Source organism: Billgrantia endophytica (genome assembly GCF_002879615.1).
Taxonomy (GTDB): Bacteria; Pseudomonadota; Gammaproteobacteria; order Pseudomonadales; family Halomonadaceae; genus Halomonas; species Halomonas endophytica.
The window spans coordinates 177,159-200,063 of the sequence record NZ_PNRF01000037.1 but is presented as its reverse complement, the minus strand read 5'-3'; the positions used below and the strand labels follow the sequence as shown (position 1 = coordinate 200,063).

Annotated in this window: 22 protein-coding genes; 21 read left to right on the top strand and 1 reads right to left on the bottom strand. The window is 61.0% G+C overall.

From position 1 onward, the window contains the following. Positions 1-9 precede the first annotated feature (9 nt). From C1H69_RS18275 to C1H69_RS18260, 4 genes are all read left to right on the top strand, one after another. Entirely contained in the window at positions 10-1,320 is a 1,311-nt protein-coding gene (locus C1H69_RS18275; RefSeq protein WP_102654805.1) for a glycerate kinase type-2 family protein, read from the top strand. Then, positions 1,317-2,804 (top strand): pyruvate kinase, encoded by a 1,488-nt coding sequence (gene pyk / locus C1H69_RS18270; protein WP_102654804.1) that lies wholly within the window; start codon positions 1,317-1,319, stop codon positions 2,802-2,804. The genes C1H69_RS18275 and pyk overlap by 4 nt, the downstream gene beginning before the upstream one ends. Before the next feature lie 98 nt (positions 2,805-2,902). Continuing rightward, entirely contained in the window at positions 2,903-3,631 is a 729-nt protein-coding gene (locus C1H69_RS18265; RefSeq protein ID WP_102654803.1) for a GntR family transcriptional regulator, read from the top strand. Positions 3,632-3,753: 122 nt separating this feature from the next. Continuing rightward, positions 3,754-4,269 (top strand): DUF192 domain-containing protein, encoded by a 516-nt coding sequence (locus C1H69_RS18260; protein WP_102654923.1) that lies wholly within the window; start codon positions 3,754-3,756, stop codon positions 4,267-4,269. Between the two features lie 12 nt (positions 4,270-4,281). On the opposite strand, the gene C1H69_RS18255 is transcribed toward C1H69_RS18260, so the two are convergent. After that, positions 4,282-5,142: a DMT family transporter gene (locus C1H69_RS18255; RefSeq protein ID WP_102654802.1), complete on the bottom strand. Its 861-nt coding sequence runs from the start codon at positions 5,140-5,142 to the stop codon at positions 4,282-4,284. A 379-nt stretch (positions 5,143-5,521) separates the two neighbouring features. Here C1H69_RS18255 and C1H69_RS18250 point away from each other — a divergent pair, with 379 nt between their 5' ends. The 17 genes from C1H69_RS18250 (at position 5,522) to C1H69_RS18175 (ending at position 22,904) form a co-directional block, all read left to right on the top strand. After that, positions 5,522-6,520, top strand: coding sequence for a TRAP transporter substrate-binding protein (locus tag C1H69_RS18250; RefSeq protein WP_102654801.1), 999 nt, complete (start codon positions 5,522-5,524; stop codon positions 6,518-6,520). A 65-nt stretch (positions 6,521-6,585) separates the two neighbouring features. Next, entirely contained in the window at positions 6,586-7,107 is a 522-nt protein-coding gene (locus tag C1H69_RS18245; RefSeq protein ID WP_102654800.1) for a TRAP transporter small permease, read from the top strand. A 2-nt stretch (positions 7,108-7,109) separates the two neighbouring features. Next, on the top strand, positions 7,110-8,381 hold the full coding sequence (locus C1H69_RS18240; protein ID WP_102654799.1) for a TRAP transporter large permease: 1,272 nt from the start codon (positions 7,110-7,112) through the stop codon (positions 8,379-8,381). A gap of 33 nt (positions 8,382-8,414) precedes the next feature. Then, complete coding sequence (locus C1H69_RS18235) at positions 8,415-9,188, top strand: SDR family oxidoreductase (RefSeq protein ID WP_102654798.1); 774 nt, start codon at positions 8,415-8,417, stop codon at positions 9,186-9,188. A 24-nt stretch (positions 9,189-9,212) separates the two neighbouring features. Continuing rightward, positions 9,213-10,148, top strand: a complete 936-nt coding sequence (locus C1H69_RS18230; RefSeq protein ID WP_102654797.1) for a 3-hydroxyacyl-CoA dehydrogenase — start codon at positions 9,213-9,215, stop codon at positions 10,146-10,148. A gap of 25 nt (positions 10,149-10,173) precedes the next feature. After that, positions 10,174-11,106 (top strand): 3,5-dioxohexanoate:acetyl-CoA acetone transferase, encoded by a 933-nt coding sequence (gene kce / locus C1H69_RS18225; RefSeq protein ID WP_102654796.1) that lies wholly within the window; start codon positions 10,174-10,176, stop codon positions 11,104-11,106. A 123-nt stretch (positions 11,107-11,229) separates the two neighbouring features. Continuing rightward, positions 11,230-12,264 (top strand): LacI family DNA-binding transcriptional regulator, encoded by a 1,035-nt coding sequence (locus C1H69_RS18220; protein WP_102654795.1) that lies wholly within the window; start codon positions 11,230-11,232, stop codon positions 12,262-12,264. Between the two features lie 140 nt (positions 12,265-12,404). Next, a complete protein-coding gene (locus tag C1H69_RS18215; protein ID WP_102654794.1) occupies positions 12,405-13,415 on the top strand; it encodes a DctP family TRAP transporter solute-binding subunit in 1,011 nt (336 codons plus the stop codon). A gap of 60 nt (positions 13,416-13,475) precedes the next feature. After that, on the top strand, positions 13,476-13,955 hold the full coding sequence (locus C1H69_RS18210; RefSeq protein WP_102654793.1) for a TRAP transporter small permease: 480 nt from the start codon (positions 13,476-13,478) through the stop codon (positions 13,953-13,955). Further along, on the top strand, positions 13,945-15,249 hold the full coding sequence (locus tag C1H69_RS18205) for a TRAP transporter large permease (protein ID WP_102654792.1): 1,305 nt from the start codon (positions 13,945-13,947) through the stop codon (positions 15,247-15,249). Before C1H69_RS18210 ends, C1H69_RS18205 begins: the two co-directional genes overlap by 11 nt. 108 nt (positions 15,250-15,357) lie before the next feature. Continuing rightward, a complete protein-coding gene (locus tag C1H69_RS18200; RefSeq protein WP_133154995.1) occupies positions 15,358-15,648 on the top strand; it encodes a hypothetical protein in 291 nt (96 codons plus the stop codon). Between the two features lie 282 nt (positions 15,649-15,930). Then, a complete protein-coding gene (locus tag C1H69_RS18195) occupies positions 15,931-16,911 on the top strand; it encodes a TAXI family TRAP transporter solute-binding subunit (protein ID WP_102654790.1) in 981 nt (326 codons plus the stop codon). A gap of 132 nt (positions 16,912-17,043) precedes the next feature. Beyond that, positions 17,044-19,638, top strand: coding sequence for a TRAP transporter permease (locus tag C1H69_RS18190; RefSeq protein WP_102654789.1), 2,595 nt, complete (start codon positions 17,044-17,046; stop codon positions 19,636-19,638). Positions 19,639-19,650: 12 nt separating this feature from the next. Next, positions 19,651-20,079, top strand: coding sequence for a universal stress protein (locus C1H69_RS18185; protein ID WP_102654788.1), 429 nt, complete (start codon positions 19,651-19,653; stop codon positions 20,077-20,079). 444 nt (positions 20,080-20,523) lie between these two features. Continuing rightward, positions 20,524-21,291, top strand: coding sequence for a hypothetical protein (locus C1H69_RS18180; protein ID WP_133154994.1), 768 nt, complete (start codon positions 20,524-20,526; stop codon positions 21,289-21,291). Positions 21,292-22,333: 1,042 nt separating this feature from the next. Beyond that, positions 22,334-22,705 (top strand): cupin domain-containing protein, encoded by a 372-nt coding sequence (locus tag C1H69_RS23200; RefSeq protein ID WP_165789528.1) that lies wholly within the window; start codon positions 22,334-22,336, stop codon positions 22,703-22,705. Further along, positions 22,653-22,904 (top strand): hypothetical protein, encoded by a 252-nt coding sequence (locus C1H69_RS18175; RefSeq protein ID WP_276308779.1) that lies wholly within the window; start codon positions 22,653-22,655, stop codon positions 22,902-22,904. The genes C1H69_RS23200 and C1H69_RS18175 overlap by 53 nt, the downstream gene beginning before the upstream one ends. Position 22,905: the final 1 nt, after the last annotated feature.

The following is a 22,905-nucleotide window of genomic DNA, read 5'->3' as shown; positions in this document are numbered from 1 at the left end:
GTGTCACCAATGCAAGCCCCTGCTTCTCTCCCCCCTTTCGATCACACGGTGGATGTTGCCGCCTGGCTGCATGACCTGGCCAGCACCGCCATTTCCGCCGTGCACCCCGACACCCTGGTGGCCGACCTGCTGCCCGACCCACCGCCGGGACGTACCGTCGTCGTCGGCGCGGGCAAGGCCGCCGCCTCCATGGCGGCGGCGCTGGAACGTGCCTGGCAGGCGCGTTGTCCCGATGCGGCGCTCTCCGGCCTGGTGGTGACTCGCTACGGTCATGGCGCCGACTGTGCCGTCATCGAGGTGCTGGAAGCCTCGCACCCGATGCCGGATGACCTCGGAGAGAAGGCCGCTCGACGCATGCTCGAGGCGGTCGAGGGCCTGTCGTCCCGGGACAGGGTGATCGGGCTGATCTCCGGTGGCGGTTCCGCATTGATGACGCTGCCGGCTCCGGGCATCACCCTGGCCGACAAGCAGGCGATCAACCGTGAGCTGCTGCGCTGCGGCGCGCCGATCAGCCGGATCAATATCGTGCGGCGTCACCTTTCTTCCATCAAGGGGGGGCGGCTGGCGGCGGCGGCGCATCCCGCCCAGGTGGTGACCTGGCTGATCTCGGATGTGCCCGGCGACGAACCGTCGCTGATCGCCTCCGGGCCGACCCTGCCCGATGCCTCGACCCCGGCCGATGCCCTGGCGGTACTCGAGCGGTACGCCATTGCCATTCCGGACAACGTGCGCCGCCATCTGCAGGAGAGCCGGCGCGCGCCCGCTCCCCGGGATGAGGATTTCGCCCGGGACGACAGTGTCGTGCTGGCCAGGGCGCACGATGCCCTCGAAGCGGCCAGGCAGGCTGCCGGGAAGGCCGGCCTGACGGTGCATGTGCTGGGTGACGACCTGGAAGGCGAGGCGCGCGAGCTGGGCCGGGCCCATGCGCGCCTGGCGCTCGACGAGCGCGATCGGGTCGATGCTCCGCTGCTGATCCTTTCCGGCGGCGAGACCAGTGTCACCGTGCGTGGCGAAGGGCGTGGCGGGCGCAACGTGGAGTACCTGCTGGGCCTGTACGAGGCCCTCGAAGGCACGGAAGGCATCCATGCCCTCGCCATCGACACCGACGGAATCGACGGCTCCGAGGACAATGCCGGTGCACTGTTCGTCCCCGGCGACTGGGCCCGTGCCCGCGAACTCGGCCTCGATCCCGCCGATTACCTGTCACGCAACGACGCGTATACTTTCTTCGAGACGCTGGACCGGCTCATCGTCACCGGGCCGACACGCACCAACGTCAACGATTTCCGTGCCATTCTGGTCTTGCCGAGGACACCATGACGCTTCCCCCCCACGCCCCCATCCACGCCCCCATTCGTCGTACCAAGATCGTTGCCACCCTGGGGCCGGCCAGCGACCGCGACGGTGTGCTGGAGGCCATGATCCGAACCGGTGTCGATGTGGTGCGACTCAACTTCTCCCATGGCTCACCGGAAGATCATCGCCGCCGCCTGGCCGCCGTTCGCGAGATCGCCACTCGTCTGGGAAAGAGTGTGGCGGCGCTGGGCGACCTGCAGGGGCCCAAGATCCGTATCGCCCGCTTCAAGGAAGGCCCCGTGGAGCTCGAGGAAGGCCAGCCCTTCGTGCTCGACATGGCCATGGATACCGAAGCCGGCAGTGCCCGGCGCGTGGGTTGCGAGTACAAGCAGTTGGTGGATGACGTGACGACCGGCGACCGGCTGCTGCTCGATGACGGTCGTCTGGTGCTCGTGGTGGAAAAGGTCCAGGGACAGGAAATCCATACCGTGGTGGCGGTGGGCGGCAAGCTTTCCAACAACAAGGGCATCAACAAGGAGGGCGGCGGGCTCTCGGCCCCGGCCCTCACCGAAAAGGACCGTGCCGACCTCAGGGAGGCCATCGATATCGGCGTGGACTACCTGGCCGTGTCGTTTCCCCGCAGTGCCGCCGACATGCACGAGGCGCGGGAACTCCTGGGCGAGGCCGGGCGCGAGATCGGTCTCGTCGCCAAGCTCGAGCGGGCCGAGGCGGTGGCCGACGAGGCGACCCTGGATGGCATCATCGAAGCCAGCGAGGCGGTGATGGTGGCGCGTGGCGACCTTGGCGTGGAGATCGGCGATGCCAAGCTGATCGGTACGCAGAAGCGCATCATCAAGCGCGCTCGCACGCTCAACCGGGCGGTGATCACCGCCACCCAGATGATGGAGTCGATGATCGGCTCGCCGTTGCCCACCCGTGCCGAGGTATTCGACGTGGCCAACGCCGTGCTCGACGGCACCGACGCGGTGATGTTGTCCGCCGAGACCGCCGCCGGCGACTACCCGGTCGAGACCCTCGACGCCATGCAGCGGGTCTGCCTGGGGGCCGAGCGTGAACGCATCGCCCAGGAGTCCGGTCACCGCATCCACGAGGGTTTCTCGAAGATCGACGAGACCATCGCGCTGTCGGCCATGTACGCCGCCAACCACCTCTCGGGGGTGGCTGCCATTGCCTGCATGACGTCAACGGGGTACACGCCGCTGATCGCCTCGCGGATTCGTTCAGGGCTGCCGATCGTGGGGCTTGCCCACAGCCCGGTGGCGCAGCGGCGCATGGCGCTCTATCGCGGCGTGGTCTCGCTGCCCTTCGACACCAGCGAGATGGAAGCCGCGGAGCTCAATGACCTGGCGTTGGCGCTGCTGGTGGAGCAGGGGATCGCCATGCCAGGGGATCATGTCATTCTGACCCGGGGCGATCACATGGATGCCCATGGCGGAACCAATACGATGAAGATACTGGATGTGAATGAACGGCATCGGGCTGGCTAAGCCGACATGGCTTTGTATACAGAAAGCGCTCTTTGTGTGGCCAGCTTGTACCAAACATGCGAAGGTATTCTCATGACGAAGACGGGAGAAACCGTACCATGAGCAGTACCTGGCAGGAGGAAGTCGCCGCCGAGACGCGTGCGGGAGGGCGCATCAGCGACCGATTCATCGTCGACAAGGTGCGTAATGCCGTGTTGACGCAACGCCTGCCGCCGGGTACCCGGCTGCCGGAGGTGGCGCTGGGTGACATTTTCGGTGTCAGCCGTTCGGTGGTGCGCAAGGCACTGACTCGCCTGGCCGCCGACCATGTGGTCACCCAGCATCCGAATCAGGTGGCGCGGGTGCGGGCGCCGAGCATCGAGGAGACTCGGGAGACCTTCGGTGCCCGCCGCCTGGTGGAGGGCGAGGTGGTGGCACTGCTGGCCGGTCGTCTCGCCGACACGCAGCTGGACGCCATCGACACGCTCGTGGAGTACGAGGCCGAGGCCCATGCCCGTGGCGATGAACCCGCCCGTATCGAACATTCGTTGGCGATTCACCATCTGCTCGCCGACCAGTCGCCCAACCGGGTTCTGGGCGCGATGCTCACCGACCTGATCCTGCGCACCTCCATCGTCATCGCGCTCTACAAGCGTGCCGGTCTCTCGAGTTGCTACCTGGCGGAGGATCACCCCGCGCTGCTCGTCCATCTCGGGAGGGGAGAAGGAGAGGCGGCGAGGCGCTGTATACATGACCACCTGCTGGCGCTGGAAAACCTGCTTGATCTCAGTGCCCGGGAGACGCGTATTGACCTGATGGAGATTCTCGGCCAGAAAGAGGTGAGCTGACCCCCGGGGCTGGCATGCCCACCGTGGCCGCCGCTTCGCCCCGCGGCACGCCGACTTTTCGGACAAGGCTTACTGGAGAAGGTGCCGTCATGATGGCTTCGAATCACTTGGACAAATCCTCGATGCGAATGGCCCTGTCCGCTCTGGTAGTGCTGATGATCGTCATGCTGGCCTGGTATTGGCCGGCCGCGGCCGAGCCTCCGGGGAATCTCGAGGTCGAATCTCTGATCATCGAGACGGGGCGGGAGGCTCACCGTCTCGAGGTGGAAATGGCACGCACGACGGCCCAGCGCCAGTTTGGTCTGATGGATCGGGATCACCTCGATCCGGAGGCGGGCATGCTCTTCGTTTATGATCGTCTCCAGCCGGCCGGTAGCGGCTTCTGGATGTATCGTACCCGCATCCCCCTGGACATCGCTTTCATCGATTCGCAAGGGCGTATTGCGGCGGTCCACACCATGCAACCCTGCCGCTCGGATAACCCGGCGGACTGCCCGGCCACGTTGGCCGGGGCGAGCTATCTGGCGGCGCTGGAGGTCAATGCCGGCTATTTCACCGAGCGTGGTATCGGCGTAGGCGACTGCGTCGACTGGCCGGGACGGCCAGCGGGTTGCGTGACGACCAGGTCGGTCGAATGACATCGGCTGGGCTCACGATACCGAACTGCGGCGTTTGAACCGTATGACGATCAGAGCGACCCCGGCGATGACCAGCGCGCCCCCGGCGAGGATATGGCCGTTCAGGTGCTCGCCCAGCAGGATCACGCCAAGCAGCACGGCTCCTACCGGCACCAACAGGCTGAGAGGCGCCAGTCGGTTGACCGGATGGCGCCGCAGCAGGCCGTACCAGAGGCCGTAGGCAACGATGGACGACATCACCGCCGTATAGAAAACCGCTCCCCAGCCGGCCCAGCCGGCCTGGCCGATGGCTTCCATCTGGCCACTCTCGAACCACCATGATCCGAGCCCCACCTGGGGGATGGCGAATAGCGCCACCCAGCCTGCCAGTGCCATGGGGGCGATGTTGGGTCCACGCTTGATCAGCAGTTGTGACACCGCCCAGCCCAGGGCGCTGAGCAGTAGCAGTGCCATGGGAAGCGGGGAGGGCAGGCTGGGCCCCCCGGCGAGTATCACCACTCCGCCGAAAGAGAGCGCCAAACCAACCATGCGCCGGCCATTCAGACGCTCGCCCAGGAAAATCACCGCGAGCAGGGTGGCGAAGGGCGTTCCCATCTGCACCAGCAGCGCGCCGGTACCGGCCTCGGCCTGCCCCAGGCCGATGAACAGCAACGCGAAATGCAGCGTGCCGAAGGTCATCGACAGCAACAGCAGGAAGGGCAACTGGTGCCTGGCCACTGGATGGAAGGGCACGAGCAGAGCCGCGACCAGGATAAAGCGAAGGGTGGTAAGCAGCAGGGGTGGCAGCTCCTCGACCCCCAGTTTGATGACGATGATGTTCAGGGCCCAGATGGCGACGATCAGCAGGCCCAGCAGCAGGTCTCGAAGTGGCATCCAGCGGCTTCCTGTTCGGCAATGAGGGGGCCCGGCGAGCCGCGCGGCGCCCTATGGCAAGGCACACCATCATACCGTTTTCGTCTGTCGGGCTCTCGAGGCTGGGCCCGGATCGATCAGATCTGGCAAAGTGGTACGTATCTTGAATACGTATGCACATGTTAATACTAAAGTATATTTTCTTTTTAAATAGTCACTTATCTAATTATTGTTGCGTGTTTTTTTAGGATAGTTTGAATACGTATCTTCAGTGGGCTAGAAGTAGAGGAGCTCGTCCAAAGAGGCATGGCCTCATGGGCGAACGGTGTCCTCATTACAACGACAACCTGATCGACGGCTCAGGCTCCACCGCTGTCGTCGGCATCGAAAGGAGTACAGCATGACGAGTATTCATCACGCCATCTTTCGCAAGACCGCCCTGGCCTCGGCCCTGTCGCTCGCCATGGTGTCGGCCGTGCAGGCCGGAACCGAGCGCACGATCGATGTCAGCCTGCCACTGGGGGCCGATTCCCAGCAGGGCATCGGCGTACTCAAGTTCGGTGAGGAACTCGAGCGGCTCTCCGAAGGGCGCCTGACGATCGACCCACACTACGATAACGCCCTGGGCGCCGAGCGCGAGGTGATAGAGGGCATGGGTTTCGGCATCGTCGATGCCGGGATCTCTTCCACTGGCCCGATGGGTGGTTTTGTCGATCAGTTCCTGCTCTTCGACCTGCCCTATGTCTTCGAGGATCATGAACACGCCTACGCCTTTCTTGACAGTGAGCATGGCGAGGAGCTGGCCCAGCTCGCCGAAGAGCAGATGAACGTCAAGATCCTGGCCTGGATGGAAAACGGCTTCCGCCATAACACCAACTCGGTGCGGGCACTGAACCATCCCGATGACCTTCGCGGCATCAACCACCGCACCCAGGAGAGCCGCGTACAAGTGGACACCTGGGAGGCGCTGGGCGCCAACGCCACACCGATGGCCTGGACCGAGGTCTATACCGCGCTCCAGCAAGGCGTCATGGATAGCCAGGAGAACCCGCTGCCAACCATCTATGACGTCAACTTCTATGAAGTGCAGGATTATCTGAACATTACCCGGCACGTCTATTCGCCGGCTCCGCTGATGATGGGCCTCGATCTGTTCAACTCGTTCAGTGAAGAGGACCAGGACATCATTCTGGAAGCGGCGCAGATCGCCCTGCCGGTGCAGCGTGAGGCCAGCCAGGAGCTCGAACAGCGCTATCTGGTCCAGCTCGAAGAGTTGGGCATGACCGTGACCCAGCCGGATATCGAGCCGTTTCGCGACGCCGTAAGTCCGGTGATCGAGAAGTGGTCCTCCACGGTTGGTGAAGAGCTCGTCGAAGCCGCGGTCAACTTCAACCACTGAACCATGGCCTCCCGGAGGCGGACCATCCGCTTCCGGGAAGGTCGTGCCTGTGAAAAGAGGCCGCCATGAAGAAGTTTCTGATGCTTACCAACGACGGCATCGAGCTATTCAACCGTGTGATTGGCTGGGTGCTTGCCGCACTGCTGCTGCTGATGACCGTGCTGATTTTCTGGCAGGTCTTTGCGAGATTCGTGGTGGGAAGGCCGCTCTACTTTTCCGCAGAGATCGCGCGGTTTGCCATGATCTGGCTTACGTTCGTCGGCGCGGGTTACGCCTATCGCAAGGGGTTGCTGATCTCGATCGATATCGTACTCGAGTTCGCCGGACCCCGGGTGTCATGCCTGTTCCGGATTCTGATCATCCTCTCCTCGGCTGTCTTCGCTTTCATCCTGGTCAAGTACGGCTTCGAAATGGTGGGCCGGGTCGCCAGCCAGACCGCGCCCAGTACCCGTATCTCGATGATGTGGCCCTACCTTGCCGTACCCGCTGGCGGCATTGTCATTCTGGTCAACTCCGTGGCCTTGCTGATTGACGAGATTCTCGGCATCGAGAAAGACGATGCCGGTATCAAGATACAGGGAGAGTGACCATGGCCTTGCTGTTGTTCCTGCTGCTGATTGGTTTGTTCATTGTTGGCGTGCCTATCGCTTTCTCCCTGGGTCTGGCTTCGGCGATAACGGTCTGGCATGGGGATCTCATGCCGATGTTGATCGTAGTCCAACAGTTCATTACCTCGATCAATTCCTTTCCGTTGATGGCAATCCCCTTCTTCATTCTGGCCGGCTATCTGATGCAGAGCGGCGGAATTTCCAAACGCCTAGTGGACTTCTCCAATACCCTGGTGGGTAGCATGACCGGAGGGCTGGCCATGGTTGCCATCGTCACCTCTCTGTTCTTTGCCGCCATTTCTGGATCAGGAGCCGCGACCACGGCTGCCATCGGTTCAATTCTGATTCCCGCGATGATTGCCAGTGGATACTCTGCCAGCTATGCGTCGGCCAATCAGGCAGCTTCCGGAGCTCTTGGAGTCATTATCCCTCCCAGTATTCCCCTGATCCTCTATGGGATTGCGGCTAATGTCTCCGTAGGAGACATGTTCGTGGCGGGAATATTCCCAGGTCTGATGATTACCGTGAGCCTGCTGATCTTCGCTTATTTTTATGCCCGCCACCATGGCCACGGTGGTGGAGAGAGAAGCTCGTTACGCGAAGTAGGGGAGGCCGGGAAGAAGGCGATCCTTGCGATTCTTATGCCAGTCATCATCCTTGGTGGTATCTATGGCGGTATCTTTACCCCCACCGAGGCGGCGGTGATTGCGGTGGTTTACTCCTTTCTGGTTGGCTTCGTCATCTACCGGGAAATCAAGCTCAAGGATATCGTCGGTATTCTGCAAGAGGCGGCGATCACCACGGCTGTCGTTCTCAGCATTATCGGTGCCGCAGGGCTCTATGGGAGAATTCTTCAGAGCTTGAGAGTGCCGGCAATGATTTCCAATTACGTCGTCGACGCTATCGATAGCCCGATAACTTTCATTATTCTTGTCAATGTGCTGTTGTTTATGGCCGGGATGTTCATCGAGGCAGCGGCAGCGATCCTGATTTTCGTACCTATCTTGCTGCCGATTGCAATCAGCTTTGGGTTCGACCCGGTCCATTTCGGCATCATTATGGTGGTCAACCTGGCCATGGGTATGTTCACGCCACCGGTCGGCCTGAATCTCTTCGTGGCATCCCAGATATCCAAGGTAGGCGTGGCCAGGCTTTCCTACGCTGTCCTGCCTTTTGTTGCCATCGTTATGGTGAATGTTTTTATCATTAGCGTGGTGCCTTTTCTCTCCACCTGGCTGCCATCTTTGCGCTGACAGATGGGCTTTTTCACTGCAAGGAGACGCGAAATGCAAGTCATTGAAAGCCTCGTTCCACGCCAAGGACTCCGAGTACTGGTCACCGCGGGTGCCAATGGTATCGGCCTGGCCATTACCCGCGCCTTTCATGAAGCAGGAGCCCGGGTGCATGTCTGCGACATCGACGTCGAGGCGGCCGGAAATCTGCCGGAAGGGGTTGGCTTCACCCGGGCTGACGTGAGTCGCGAGGCGGATGTAGAGGCGCTGTTCGAGGCGGCGAGCGGCCTGGGCGGTCTGGACGTGGTGGTCAACAACGCGGGTATTACCGGCCCGACCGGTGGTGTCGACGAGATCGAACCCGATGCCTGGCGCCAGACCATCGATGTCAATCTCAATGGCCAATACTACGTAGCCAGGCTGGCCGCCGGCCTCCTGCGTGACAGCGAAGGGTTATTGATCAACATGGCCTCGGTGGCCGGCCGGCTGGGGTTCGCCTATCGCACGCCCTACGCCGCCAGCAAGTGGGCGGTAGTGGGGCTGACCAAGAGTCTGGCCTGCGAGCTTGGCCCCGCGGGTGTACGGGTCAATGCGATCCTGCCCGGCATCGTGCGTGGTCCGCGTATCGAGCGGGTGATCGAGGAGCGCGCCGCCAAGCGGGAAATCGGCTACGCCGAGATGGAGCAGGAAAACCTCGCAAAGATCTCCATGCGCAAGATGGTGGAGCCCACCGATATCGCGGCCATGGCGCTGTTCCTGGCGGCGCCCGGCGGCTCCAGCATCTCGGGCCAGGCGCTCAGCGTCTGCGCCAACGTGGAATCCCTTTGAGTATCGCGTAAACAGGAGAGAACAATGACAACTCACGCTGCGGTGGTGGGGGCCGGCCTGATTGGCCGCGCCTGGGCCATCGTCTTTGCCCGAGCGGGGCTACCGGTGTGCCTCTTCGATGTCGATGCCCAGGCGCTGGCGAAGGCACGCGGGGCCATTCGCCGATCCCTTGATGACCTCGTCGAGTTCGGGCTGGTCGAGGACCCGGAAGGCGTGATGTCGCGGATCAGGGTCGAGGCCGATCTCGAACGGGCGCTGGCCGGCGCCGACTACCTGCAGGAGTGCGGCCCCGAGGATGTCGAGGCCAAGTGCCGTATCTATGCCCAGATAGAGTCGGTGGTTTCACCGACGACGATCCTGGCAAGCTCGACATCCGGCATCGCAGCCTCGCGCTTCACCGGGCACCTGCGGTATCCCGAGCGTTGCCTGGTCGCCCACCCGGTCAATCCGCCCTATCTCATACCGCTGGTCGAGGTGGTGCCGACCCCGGCGACGACCGATGCGGTGGTCGAGCGCACCATGCAACTGATGGCGGCAATCGATCAAATCCCCATCCTGGTACGCAGGGAGGTGCAGGGCTTCATTCTCAACCGGCTCCAGGGTGCGCTGCTCAACGAGGCGCTGCGGCTGTTCCGCGATGGTTATGTATCGGCAGCCGACCTGGACAAGACCGTCAAGCATGGCCTCGGGCTGCGCTGGTCCTTCATGGGCCCCCTGGAGACCATCGATCTCAACGCGCCGGCGGGGGTGATCGACTACGGGCGCCGCTACGGTCCGCTCTATCGTGACATCGATCTACAGCGCGATGCCGCCGACCCCTGGGCTCCCGAGACCTTGGCAAGGCTTGATGCCGAGCGGCGCGACGAGCTGCCCGGGGAGGGGCTGGCCGAGCGCCAGGCATGGCGGGATCGTCGCCTCATGGCGCTGATGGCCCACCAGCACGCCACCCGGAACGATTGAAAGCCAACCATTGCGAGGAACACTCATGGCGACGCAACGCAAAGTCATCATCACCTGTGCCGTCACCGGCGCGATCCATACCCCTTCGATGTCGCCGCATCTGCCGGTGACTCCCGAGGAGATCACCGAGGCGGCCATCGCCGCCGCCGAAGCGGGAGCGTCCATCCTGCACCTGCATGCGCGGGACCCCGAAACCGGCAAGCCGACCCAGGACCCCGCGGTGTTCGAAAAATTCCTGCCGAAGATCAAGGCAGCCACCAATGCGGTGATCAACCTGACCACCGGCGGCAGCCCCCATATGACGGTGGAGGAGCGCATGCAGCCGGCCATGGAGTTCAAGCCGGAACTGGCATCGATGAACATGGGATCAATGAATTTCGGTCTATTCCCGATGCTCGAACGCTTCCGCGAGTTCGAGCACGACTGGGAGCTGGCACATCTCGAGAACAGCCGTGACCTGGTATTCAAGAACACCTTCGCCGACATCGAGAAGGCCATGACGCTGGGCGCCCGCAACGGGACGCGCTTCGAGTGTGAATGCTATGACATCGGCCATCTCTACAGCCTGCGCAACCTGATGGATCGTGGCATCATCACGGGCCGCGTCTTCGTGCAGAGCGTATTCGGGATATTGGGCGGCATCGGCCCTCACCCTGAGGACGTCTTGCACATGCGGCGAACCGCCAATCGCCTGTTCGGGGATGACTACGCCTGGTCGGTACTGGGAGCCGGCAGCAGCCAGATGAGAATTGCTGCCCAGGCCGCCGCGATGGGCGGGCACGTGAGGGTGGGGCTTGAGGACTCGTTGTGGCTGGGGCCGGGGCAACTGGCCGACAGCAATGCCAGCCAGGTGCGCAAGGTGCGCACAATCCTCGAGGGTTTGTCGTACGCCGTGGCGACCCCCGACGAGGCTCGGGAAACGCTACAGCTGAAGGGTGCCGACAGGGTAGGCTTCTAGAGGCCTGAAACAGCAGCCGTCTTTTCGCCGGGTGCCAGGAGTGCGGGAGTACGAGCACTGGGCGTGAGCCCTCCGGGAACCGGGTAAACGGCGCCATGCATGCGTCTACTGCGAGCGTGATCAATGAAGAGGAAGTCCGTTACATCCCGGGACGTGGCCAGGTTGGCCGGCGTATCCCAGTCGGCGGTCAGCCGCAGCTTTTCCCCGACGGCCAAGGTCTCGGAGAAGACCCGGAAGAAAGTCATGGAGGCGGCTCGTGAACTGGGCTATCGGCCGAACACGATCGCCCGTTCGTTGATAACACGATCAAGCAGGACGATCGCCGTCGTCACCTACAGTCTCGAGAACCCCTTCTACTCCTTCGTCCTGGAGAAGGCGTCCCGCTTCTTTCAGGAGCAGGGCTACCACCTGCTGCTGTTCTTTGCCCCGCCCGGAAGGGATTTCGATGCGGTCATCGACGACATCATTAAGAGCCAGGTCGAGGGCGTCCTGATGCTGGCGATCACCATCGACAGTAGCCAGGCCAAGGCGGTGGCGGATTTCGACATTCCGGTCGTCATCATCAACCGTACCGTCAACCATGCGGGTATCAGCCAGGTCGGCAGTGATAATTACCGTGGCGGCTACTGGGCAGCCAGCCATCTGGCTACCCTTGGGCTCAGTCGTATCGCCTTTCTCGCCGGGCTGGTTGATTCATCGACCAGCGGCCAGCGCCAGGAGGGCTTTTTCGATGGGCTCGAGGAGCATGGCCTGACATGCCATGCGATGGACGTGGGCAACTATCGCTATGACGATGCCTGTTTCGCGACGCGCCGCCTGTTTTCCGCCCATGTGGTACCGGATGGGATATTCGCGGCAAATGATCTCATGGCGATCGCGGCGATGGAGATCATCCGACACGAGTTCAATCTTTCGGTGCCGGATGATGTCTCCGTCATCGGTTTCGATGACATGCCCATGGCGGCCTGGCCGAGTCACTCGTTGACCACCCTCAGGCAACCCGTCGATGAAATGATAATGAAGGCGACGGAGCTGTTGCTGGCCCAGATCCACGGGAGCCAGACGGAGCCACAATATATCAAGCTGCCGGTAGCCCCCATGGTTCGGCGCAGTACGCGACGTCCGGCCCGCAGGAGCCCTCCTGGCCCGGTAGCATGAGACGCTGGCATTCAACGTGCGACTTCATGGAATATCGAAGCCGTGGCACGATCCAGCACGTCATAACATCAGAGGCATCAGCCCAGAACGATAATCACGGCCGTGCTTTCCTGTACCGGCCCCTGTTGCAAGGACACGTCATGACATCCGCCAGACCACTCACCCGTTTCGCCGCGGCCCTGGCCGGCGCCGCCATGCTCACCGCCTCGCTGTCCGCCCAGGCCCGTGAGCTTTCCGTATCCACCGTATTGTCCGACGCCTTTCCCTGGGGCCAGGCCGCCGAGAAGTGGGCCGAGCTGGTGGAAGAGCGCACCGAGGGTCGCCTGACCCTGCGCGTCTATCCCAACTCCCAGCTGGTGGCCGGCGACCAGACCCGGGAATTTTCCGCCATGCGCTCTGGTTTGATCGATATGGCAGTGGGGTCCACTATCAACTGGTCGCCCCAGGTGCCGGAGCTCAACCTGTTCTCGCTGCCGTTCTTCATGCCGGATGAGGATGCGGTGGATGCCGTGACCGGGGGCGAGGCCGGCGACATGATCTTCGAGGCCATCGAGTCCCGCGGCGTGATCCCGCTGGCGTGGGGCGAGAATGGCTTCCGCCAGCTCTCCAATTCCCGCGGTCCGATCAGCGAACCCGGTGACCTGGATGGGCTGAAGATTCGTGTGGTGGGTTCTCCGCTGTTCCAGGACACGTTCAACACACTGGGGGCCGACCCTACCCAGATGAGCTGGACCGATGCACAGCCGGCATTGACCACCGGTGCCGTCGATGGCCAGGAGAACCCGCTGTCGGTATTCGATGTGTCGCGTATCGACCAGGTTGGCCAGGAATACCTCACGCTCTGGAACTACATGAATGATCCGCTCATCTTTGCGGTGAACCAGCGCGTCTGGGATTCCCTGTCGGCAGAGGACCGGGAAATCCTTCGCGAAACCGCCGTCGAAGCCGGCGAGTGGGAGATCGCCATGACTCGCGAGGAGGAGAGCGAGCGCCTGGCCGCCATCCGGGAGCGCGGCGTGCAGGTCACCGAGCTGACCGAGGAGCAGCATGAGGCGTTCGTGCAGGCGACTGCCAGCGTCTACGACAAGTGGAGTCCGCGAATCGGCAAGGAACTGGTCGATACGGCGCAGGAAGCGATCGACGCGCGCTGATCCGCTCCGCCAACCCTGCTGGCCCCTGCACGGGGCCAGCCTGCTTTCCGCGAGGCTCCCATGAAGTATTCTCCTGATGCCAGGCCGGAGCGCTGGCTGGGCTCGCTGGCGCTGGCGATCATCTCGCTGATCAGCCTGGGTAATGTCGTGACCCGTTATGTGACCGGCGGTTCGTTGGCCTTCACCGAGGAGTTCTCGGTGTTCCTGCTGGTGGTCCTGTCCTTCGCCGGTGCCTCGGTGGCACTTCGCCGCAATGGCCATATCCGTATCGGGATGGTCGAACGCGCCCTGCCTCCGGGGCCGCGCAAGGCCCTGATTTTCTTCCAGGGACTCTGCGGCGCCTGCGTGCTGGGACTGATCGTCTGGTTCGGCGGCAAGCTGACCTGGGAGGAGTACCAGTGGGGGTCTCTGTCGCCGGGGCTCGGCCTGCCGCAGTGGTGGTATCTGCTGTGGTTGCCGCTACTGGCGGTGGCGATGCTGGTACGCCTGGTCCAGCAGACCCTCGATCGTCTGAGCGGGAGGCTCGCCAATGAGCCCTGACCTGTGGATGATCCTGGCCTTTGCCGGGCTGCTTGTCGCCGGGGTGCCGGTGGCCTTCTCGTTGGCGCTGTCGGGTGCCGTTGGCATCCTCATCGGACTATCGCCCGAGATGCTGGCCACACTGGGTACCAACACCTACAACAGCATTGCCAAGTATCCCCTGATCGCTATTCCACTGTTCATCATGACGGGGCTGATCTTCGAACGCGCCGGAGTGGCGCTGCGCCTGGTGCGCTTCGCTCAGGCCCTGATCGGCCAACGCCATGGCGGCTTGGCGCTGGTGGCGGTGCTGGTCTGCATGATCATGGGCGGGATGAGCGGCTCGGGGCCAGCGGATGCCGCCGCGGTGGCGATGGTCATGCTGCCCAGCATGACCAAGGCCGGCTACCCGAAACCCTTCTCGGCCACGCTGATTGCGGCATCGGCGTCCACGGCGATTCTGATCCCGCCTTCGGTGGCGCTGATTCTCTACTCCATCGTGGTGCCGGGCGTCGATCTGCGGGCCCTGTTCGCCGCCGGCCTGTTACCCGGCATTCTCGCCGGCCTGGCCCTGCTGGTGCCGGCTCTACTGGTCTCGAAACGCTATGGCTGGGAAGGCCGCCATGCCATGCCCCAGGCAGAACAGCTGAAAGTGGGGGAGACCTTCAAGCAGGCCCTGCCGGCACTCTTTGCCCCGGTGCTGATCCTGGGCGGCCTGCGCTCCGGGCTCTTCACGCCCACCGAGGCCGCCGTGGTCGCCGTGGCCTACGGCATCCTGGTGGGACTGTTCCTGACTCGCGAGATCGGCCTCAAGGATCTCTGGGGACTGTTTGGTGAAGCGGCAGTGATTTCCGGCGTGGTCATGTTGATCATCTCCTTGGCGGGCATCTTTGCCTGGGCGGGTACCATGCTCGGTACCTTCCGCCACCTGGCGGAGTGGATCATCGGTCTGTCCGACAGCGGAGTGCTGTTGCTGGTCCTGATCATGCTGGCGGTACTGGTGGCCGGCATGCTGCTCGATGCCATTTCCATCTACCTGATCATGATGCCGATCCTCATTCCGGTGATGCAGCACTTCGAATGGAACCCGGTCTGGTTCGGAATCCTGTTGGCGATGAACATTGCCATAGGTCAGTTCACGCCGCCCGTGGCGGTGAACCTGATGGTGACCACCGAGATTGCCAAGATCCGCCTGGAACAGACCATCGGCTGGTCACTGCTGTTCGTGCTGGCCATGGCCAGTGCGCTGGCGCTCGTCGCGATCTTTCCCCAGATTGCCTTGTGGCTGCCCGGTGTGCTGGGCTACAACATCTGACCCGGTGGCCGGCAGGCGCTAAGCTGGGGATAAACGCATTGATGATAAGGAAGGCTGATGCCGCAAGGCCACTATTTCCGGCTCGCTGCCGTTCTCGTGCTGACGCCGATGGTCGTTGCCCCGCAGGCCGAGGCGCAGCGTCACAGCGAACGTAACCCGGACGCGCGGCCGCGCCCCAAGGTGGAGGTGGTGATCCCGCTGGAGGTCCTGCCGCAGTCGGGCGAGCCCGCCACGCCAGCGAGCCCCGCCGCGCCGGGCGTGCCCGATGAGCCCCCGGTGCTGGACTGCCGCGACCTGGCCGAGCGTATCGCGCTGCTGCGCGATGGCAGTGTGGTGGGAACTCGTCAGCTACGCGAGCGCCGCGAGCTGGAGGCACGCTATCGGCGCGCCTGCCGCTAGAACGTGTGCCGTTTTCCCTCTCGTTCGGCGACATTCGTTGCGAATATGGCCAGGAACTTGCAACGATGCCGCCTGGCCTGTGCGTAGGCGGAAAAATTAACGCCCACTAAACGTCAAGGATGGTTACACTTGTCTTCGTTGGTCAAGATACTCATCAAGCAGGCGTTTTTTTCGCTAAAGTAGAGGGAAGCGGTCAAGACCGCTAGCGGTCGTGGGTTACGATTGCTATCAAGACGTTGCTACGGCAACGTCAGCTTGCTTACAACGTCAAGAGGTGTGTTCATGAAACGCCATGTTTTTTCTGCGGCTACCTTCTCCGGTGCTCTGCTGGGTGCAGCGATGTTCTCTGCTCCGGCCGTGGCGCAGGATCGCTACATCACCATCGGCACTGGTGGCCAGACCGGCGTCTACTACGTCGTCGGCCAGTCCGTCTGTCGTATGGTCAACCGCGGCAGCGACGAGCACAACATTCGCTGCAACGCCCCGTCCACTGGTGGCTCCGTGGCCAACGTCAACGGCATGAGGAGCGGCGAACTGGACATGGGTGTCGTGCAGTCCGACGTCCAGTATCGTTCCTATCATGGTGAGGCCAATTTCGAATCCGATGGCGCCTGGGAAGACATGCGTGCCGTGTTCACCATGCATGGCGAGCCGCTGACCGTCGTCGCCCGTGCCGACTCCGGCATCGAGCACTTCAGCGATTTCCCCGACAAGCGTGTCAACATCGGCAACCCGGGCTCCGGTCAGCGCAACACCATGAACCTGGTGATGGACGCCATGGGCTGGGACACCGATACCTTCTCGCTGGCCTCTCAGCTGGATGCCGCCGAGCAGGCCGCCGCGCTGTCGGACAACAACATCGATGCCATGGTCTATGTGGTAGGACATCCCAACGGGTCCATCCAGGAAGCCACGACGACTATCGATGCCAGGCTGATCCCGGTTACCGGTGACGAGATCGATGCCCTGCTCGACGAATACCCGTACTACACCCGGTCGGTGATCCCGGGTGGTCTCTATCGCGGCAACGATGAAGACATCGAGACCTTCGGCGTGGCGGCGACCTTCGTCACTCATGCAGATCTCGACGAAGAGATCGTCTACGAAACCGTCAAGGCCGTATTCGAGAACTTCGATCGCTTCAAGCGACTGCATCCGGCGTTCGAGGGCCTCACCGAGGAAGAGATGATCTCCGATGGTCTGACCGCACCGCTGCATGATGGCGCGGAGCGCTACTATCGTGAGCGTGGCTGGATCGAGTAAGCTTTGGCCAGAGGGTGCTGACCCTCCGGTGAAGGATGCGCGGACCCAAGGGGGTCCGCGCATCTGTTTGGGCCAATTCATGTGGAATGTTCAGGCTATCCTCAAGTCAAGCGATAGTGGGCAGGACGTTAAATGACTGATGAAAAGACGATATCCCGACAACCCGAGGTCGACCTCGAGGACATGGTCGCGTCCAGCGACACCGGGGCGCGAAAGCCGTTGGGAGCCCCCGGCAAACTGCTGGTTGGGGTGGCCGCCGCCTGGTCGTTGTTCCAGCTCTGGATTGCCTCGCCGCTACCCTATATCTTCCGCTTCGGGGTGTTCAATGCCACGGAAGCGAGGTCGATCCACCTTGCCTTCGCCATGTTCCTGGCATTCATGGCCTATCCGGCGCTGAAGCGTTCACCCCGCGATCGCATACCGATCCAGGATTGGATACTGGCGCTGGTCGGTGCCTTCTGCGCGGCCTATCTGTTTCTCTTCTATGCCGAGCTCTCCGACCGACCAGGGTCGCCGCTGCTGCAGGACGTGATCATCGGTATCGTCGGTATTCTGGTGCTGCTCGAGGCCACCCGACGCGCCCTTGGCCCGCCGCTGATGATCGTTGCCACGGTATTTCTCCTTTATTCGCTGTTCGGCCCCTATATGCCGGGCATTCTCGCCCACCGCGGGGTCAGTTTCTACGGCCTGATCAATCACCAGTGGCTGACCGCCCAGGGGGTCTTTGGCATTGCCCTGGGGGTATCGACCAGCTTCGTTTTTCTCTTCGTCCTGTTTGGTGCCCTGCTGGACAAGGCAGGCGCCGGTAACTATTTCATCAAGGTGGCCTTCTCGCTGCTCGGACACTACAAGGGCGGGCCCGCCAAGGCGGCCGTGGTGGCATCGGGCATGACCGGCTTGATTTCCGGTTCTTCCATAGCCAATACCGTCACCACCGGCACTTTCACCATTCCGATGATGAAACGGGTCGGCTACCCTGCCGAGAAGGCCGGGGCGGTGGAGGTGGCCGCCTCGGTCAATGGCCAGATCATGCCGCCGGTGATGGGGGCAGCGGCCTTCCTGATGGTCGAGTATGTCGGCATTCCCTACGTCGAAGTCATCCGGCATGCCTTCCTGCCGGCGATGATCTCCTATATCGCCCTCTTGTACATCGTTCACCTGGAGGCGCTCAAGGCCGACATGAAGGGGTTGCCGTCGAGCAACCCGGCGCGGCCTTTCCTCAACAAGGTGCTTGGTTTCCTCACCGGCCTGATCCTGTTGATGGCCCTGTCATTTGCCGTCTACTACGGACTCGGCTGGCTCAAGCCTCTCCTGGGCAATGCCACGCCCTGGGTGATCGGGGGCGGGCTGACCGTGGTTTACGTGGGGCTGCTCAAGCTCGGCTCCTACTACCCCGAACTGGAGCTCGACGACCCGAATTCCAAGGTTCTCAAGCTGCCCCGGACGAAGCCCACGTTGATGGTCGGTCTGCACTATATCCTGCCGGTCATCGTGCTGGTCTGGTGTCTGATGGTCGAGCGTCTGTCGCCAGGCCTGTCGGCTTTCTGGGCCACGGTACTCATGATTTTCATCATGATCACCCAGCGCCCCATCACCGCCTTCTTCCGCGGTCGCAGTAGCCTGATCGCCGATATCAAGGAAGGCTTCCTCGACCTGTGGGAGGGCCTGGTGGCGGGGGCTCGCAACATGATCGGCATCGGTATCGCCACCGCCACCGCGGGCATCGTGGTAGGGGCGGTCTCCCAGACTGGCGTGGGCCTGGTCCTGGCCGATGTGGTGGAGATCCTCTCCATGGGCAACCTGATGCTGGTTCTGCTGCTGACTGCGCTGCTCAGCCTGATTCTCGGCATGGGCCTGCCCACCACCGCCAACTACATCGTGGTATCGGCGCTGATGGCGCCGGTGGTCGTGCTGCTGGGGCAACAGAGCGGCCTGATCGTGCCTCTTATCGCGGTGCACCTGTTCGTGTTCTACTTCGGCATCATGGCTGACGTGACACCTCCCGTGGGGCTGGCCTCGTTTGCCGCAGCGGCGGTGTCAGGCGGCGATCCGCTGCGTACTGGCTTCCAGGCGTTCTACTATAGTCTGCGTACTGCGGCATTGCCGTTCCTGTTCATCTTCAATACCGATTTACTGCTGATCGATGTGGGGTGGTTGCAGGGCATCGTGGTGTTCATCGTGGCCACCATCGCCATGCTGATCTTCGCAGCGGGTACCCAGGGGTATCTTCTGGTGCGTAGCCGCTGGTACGAGTCGCTGCTGCTGCTGCTGGTGGCGTTCACCCTGTTCCGCCCCGGTTTCTGGATGGACAGGATCCACGATCCCTACGAATCGGTGCCGCCGAGCGAGTTCGCCCAGGCGTTGTCGGAGGTGGATGACGGCAGTCAATTGCGGGTACGGATCGCCGGTGAGGACGCCTTCGGCGATTCCATGACCACTTACCTCCTGGTGCCGGTGCCGCGTGGCGACACGGCCGAGGAGCGAATGGAGCGTCTGGGCATGGAACTGTGGGTCGATGGCGACCAGACCCTGGTCGACTTCGTCGAGTTCGGCAGCCTCGCGGCTGACCTCGGCTTTGACTTCGACCAGGAGATCATCGAGGTTCTGGCGCCGGTCGACCGCTGGGCCAGGGAGTGGATGTGGATACCGGGCTTCCTGGTGTTCGGCCTGGTCGTGTTGTTGCAGCGCCGTCGCCGGCATCAACCATCGGTGGCCGGCGCCACCTGAGGAGGGGAGACCATGTACAAGAAGATTCTGCTGTCGGTGGATCTCAACGAGGAGAGCTCCTGGGGCAAGGCGCTACCCGTGGCATTGACCCTGTGCCGTACCTTCGGTGCCTCGCTGCATGTGGTGACGGTTCTGCCGGACTACCACATGCCGCTGGTGGGCTCCTACTTCCCGCGCGATTTCTCGAAAAAGGCGCATGAGGCGCTGTCGGAAGCGCAGCATCGCTTCATTGCCGAGCACGTGCCGGACGACATCAAGGTGCAGTCCGTGATCGTCGATGGCTCGCCCTGGGAGGCGATCATCAAGATGGCAAAGAAACTTGATGTCGACCTGATCGTGATGGCGTCGCACAACAAGCGCAAGTTCGCCGACTACGTGCTCGGACCCAACGCCGAACACGTGGTTCATCACTCGAAGATGTCGGTCATGATCGTGCGTTGATTGGCAGCACCCCACGTAACGCAGGCGCCCCGGTCGTGTAAGCGGCCGGGGCATTTGCGTCATGGGGGCTGGCCTCAGCAAACCTCTAGTTCACTGGCATCGCGAGCCTTTTCCACATGTCTGGCTTACATGCCTTGCCTATGCGGGATGTCAGAACATCCTCCTCCCAGGGCAACAAGCCCCACCTCGTTTAGTCATTCGTCCATCGCGACATTTTCCTCAATTTGATTTTTAAACGCTATTGAGATTGATTATCTTTAAGGTTTGTGTATAAAAGATACCAAAAGAACATGAAGATTGCCTGGCTCTGACAGGTGGATGTACGCAAGGGAGGCGGTGATGGGCGAGCCATCGGGTCTGTTTCGAACGGCGGCGAGGGTCGGGGTGTCGAGAAAGCTCGGCAGTGTCCAGATTCACCAGCCTTGGGGTTACACGGTAGCCGCCATGTTGGCATTGCTGTTCACTGCCTTGGTGGCGGCCTTTGGTTACTTCGGTACTTATACCCGCAAGGCCACTGTGGTTGGGTTGCTCATGCCTGAGCAGGGCGTACTGCGCCTGACGGCTCATACGGCGGGTGTGCTTTCCAGCATCGAGGTGATCGAGGGGCAAGCGGTCGAGTCTGGTGACACACTATTCACTATCTCCGGTGAGCGCTTCAGCGGTGCGGGCGGCACCGAGCAGTTGATCGCCAAACAACTCAACCAGCGACTTCTACTGCTGGAGCGCAACCGCCTCTTGGCCGATGAGCGTCTGGAAGGCCAGTCGCGCATGCTGGACAACCGACTACGCACTATCGATGAGGAACACGAAGGCTTCACTGGTGAGCTGCGGCTTTTACAGCGCCGTGCTGCCCTCGCCGAACAGCAACTACAGCGCCAGCAAGAGCTGATGCGCCACGCCGCCTATCCTTACCAGCGTTTCGGCATGACCCGGGGAACGGTCACGCAACTGGTGATGACGCCTTATGCACTCCAAGAGCTTCCTGTGCATATCGCCAGCGCCCTGACGGAAACGTCGGAAAGCGCCGATCTCTACTACCGGATCACGGTGGAACTGGATGCGCAATTTATCAATGTCTATGGCGCACCGCAGCCTTTGCAGACCGGCATGCTGTTGGAGGCCGATATCGTGCAGGATCGGCGCCGACTCTATGAGTGGGCATTGGAACCAGTTTATTCCGTGATAGGAAAGCGGGAGACTTTTACCGAATGAAGTTATTGTTTTTATGGGGGTTGTTAAATACTTTAAGATTGGGTAAGGCTTAAGGGGAGTGTCTGTGAGTAAAGTGATTTTTATGTATAATATCTTGGAGAGAAAGTGATGAAAAGATTTTTTGTTATAAACCAAAAGCAAAAGATATTTGCAAGAGTGTTTCCGCCGGGGGTGGGCTTATAGTGGTAGGGGGAGCGTTTTTGATGATTGTTCCTGAGTATTTTGGTAAGAGCTACTCATCTATTACATATGGTCTTCTTTTCTCGGGGATCGGCGTGGTGAGTCTATATGTTACTGCTATTAAATTTATAAAAGGAGAAAACAGTGCGCGAGCTTAGTGTTCAATAGTTGAGTTTGGTCGGGGGTGGTGATAGTACTGCTCAAGCTGCGGCAGTAGGAGTGGGAGGGGCGGTAGCAGCAAAGGCGGGGCAAGTCGCTGGAAGTGCTGTAGGAGGTTATGTGGGAGGTGCGATAGGGTCGGCGCTTGGTCCAGCGGGAGCGGTTACTGGAGTGGTGGCCGGTCGATATATAGGGAGGTTTTTGGGTGGTGGAGCTGGAGCCGGCCTAGGAGGATATGCTGTTAGCCAAGTATTTGATGGAACTGACTATGGGGATGGAACCAGCTATTAATTAATATGGGGCCAAGTAGCACTCTATAGTGCTACTTGGTTGTTAGGTGTTTTTAACCAAGTAAATAGGTGTTGATGATGTCGGAAAAAATTGATGCTTTAAGGTTTTTTATGATTTGTTTTTTTACTGCCTTGACTTTGATTTGTGCAGTTTCAACATTATACTTTGAAATAAGTGGTGATGCCTATCAAAGAAATGCAAGTGCTGTCTCATCCTTGGTGGGAATGTTTCTTGTTGATAGGATGATAAAAGACCATAAGTCAGAAAAATAAAGTCATAGAAATTCGGCTTGGGAGAGTGTTTTTCCGTGATGCCACTCTTAATATGTATGGAAAGAAGAAAAGTTGGCTTTTCATGACTGCTTGGTATGTTTTTTTATGTGTTAATCTGCTAAAGAACAAGGGTTTAAATAGTGAATTTTATAGAAAACAAATTAGATGTTGACTTTGGGATTGATAAGAAGGAATTTTCTTCTGAATACCTCTACAAGAAGCCTTGCCTGTTCAGGAAAGCTATCCAGGGGATAGATATCTCCTGGGGCCAGATCAGCGAAATTTACGAGCGGGCGGATGCTGCTGATCGTAGTTTCAAGTTGATGAATGGCTATGAGGTGCCAAAAGAGGAGTATCTCGAATCCTACGTCAATGTGGGACGACTGGAATATCGTTATATCAAGCCGGTGATCTACGATTATATGCGCAAGGGTGCGACCCGGCGGACAGAAGCAGCGCGTGCTGCTGGCGCGGGCGCTTTACAAGAAGCCGCGCATTCTTGCGCTGGATGAGGCAACCAGTCATCTTGATCTGCATAGCGAACAGCATGTGGTGCAGTTGCTGGGCGGACTTCCCATGACGCGCATCACTATCGCCCACCGTAATGAAACCATTGCCTTTGCCCAGCGCGTGATCCGACTGAACAAAGGTGCGATAGCGGAGGATATCCGCCTGGATGAGCAAGCGGTGCCGGGCAGGGTGACGACTTGAA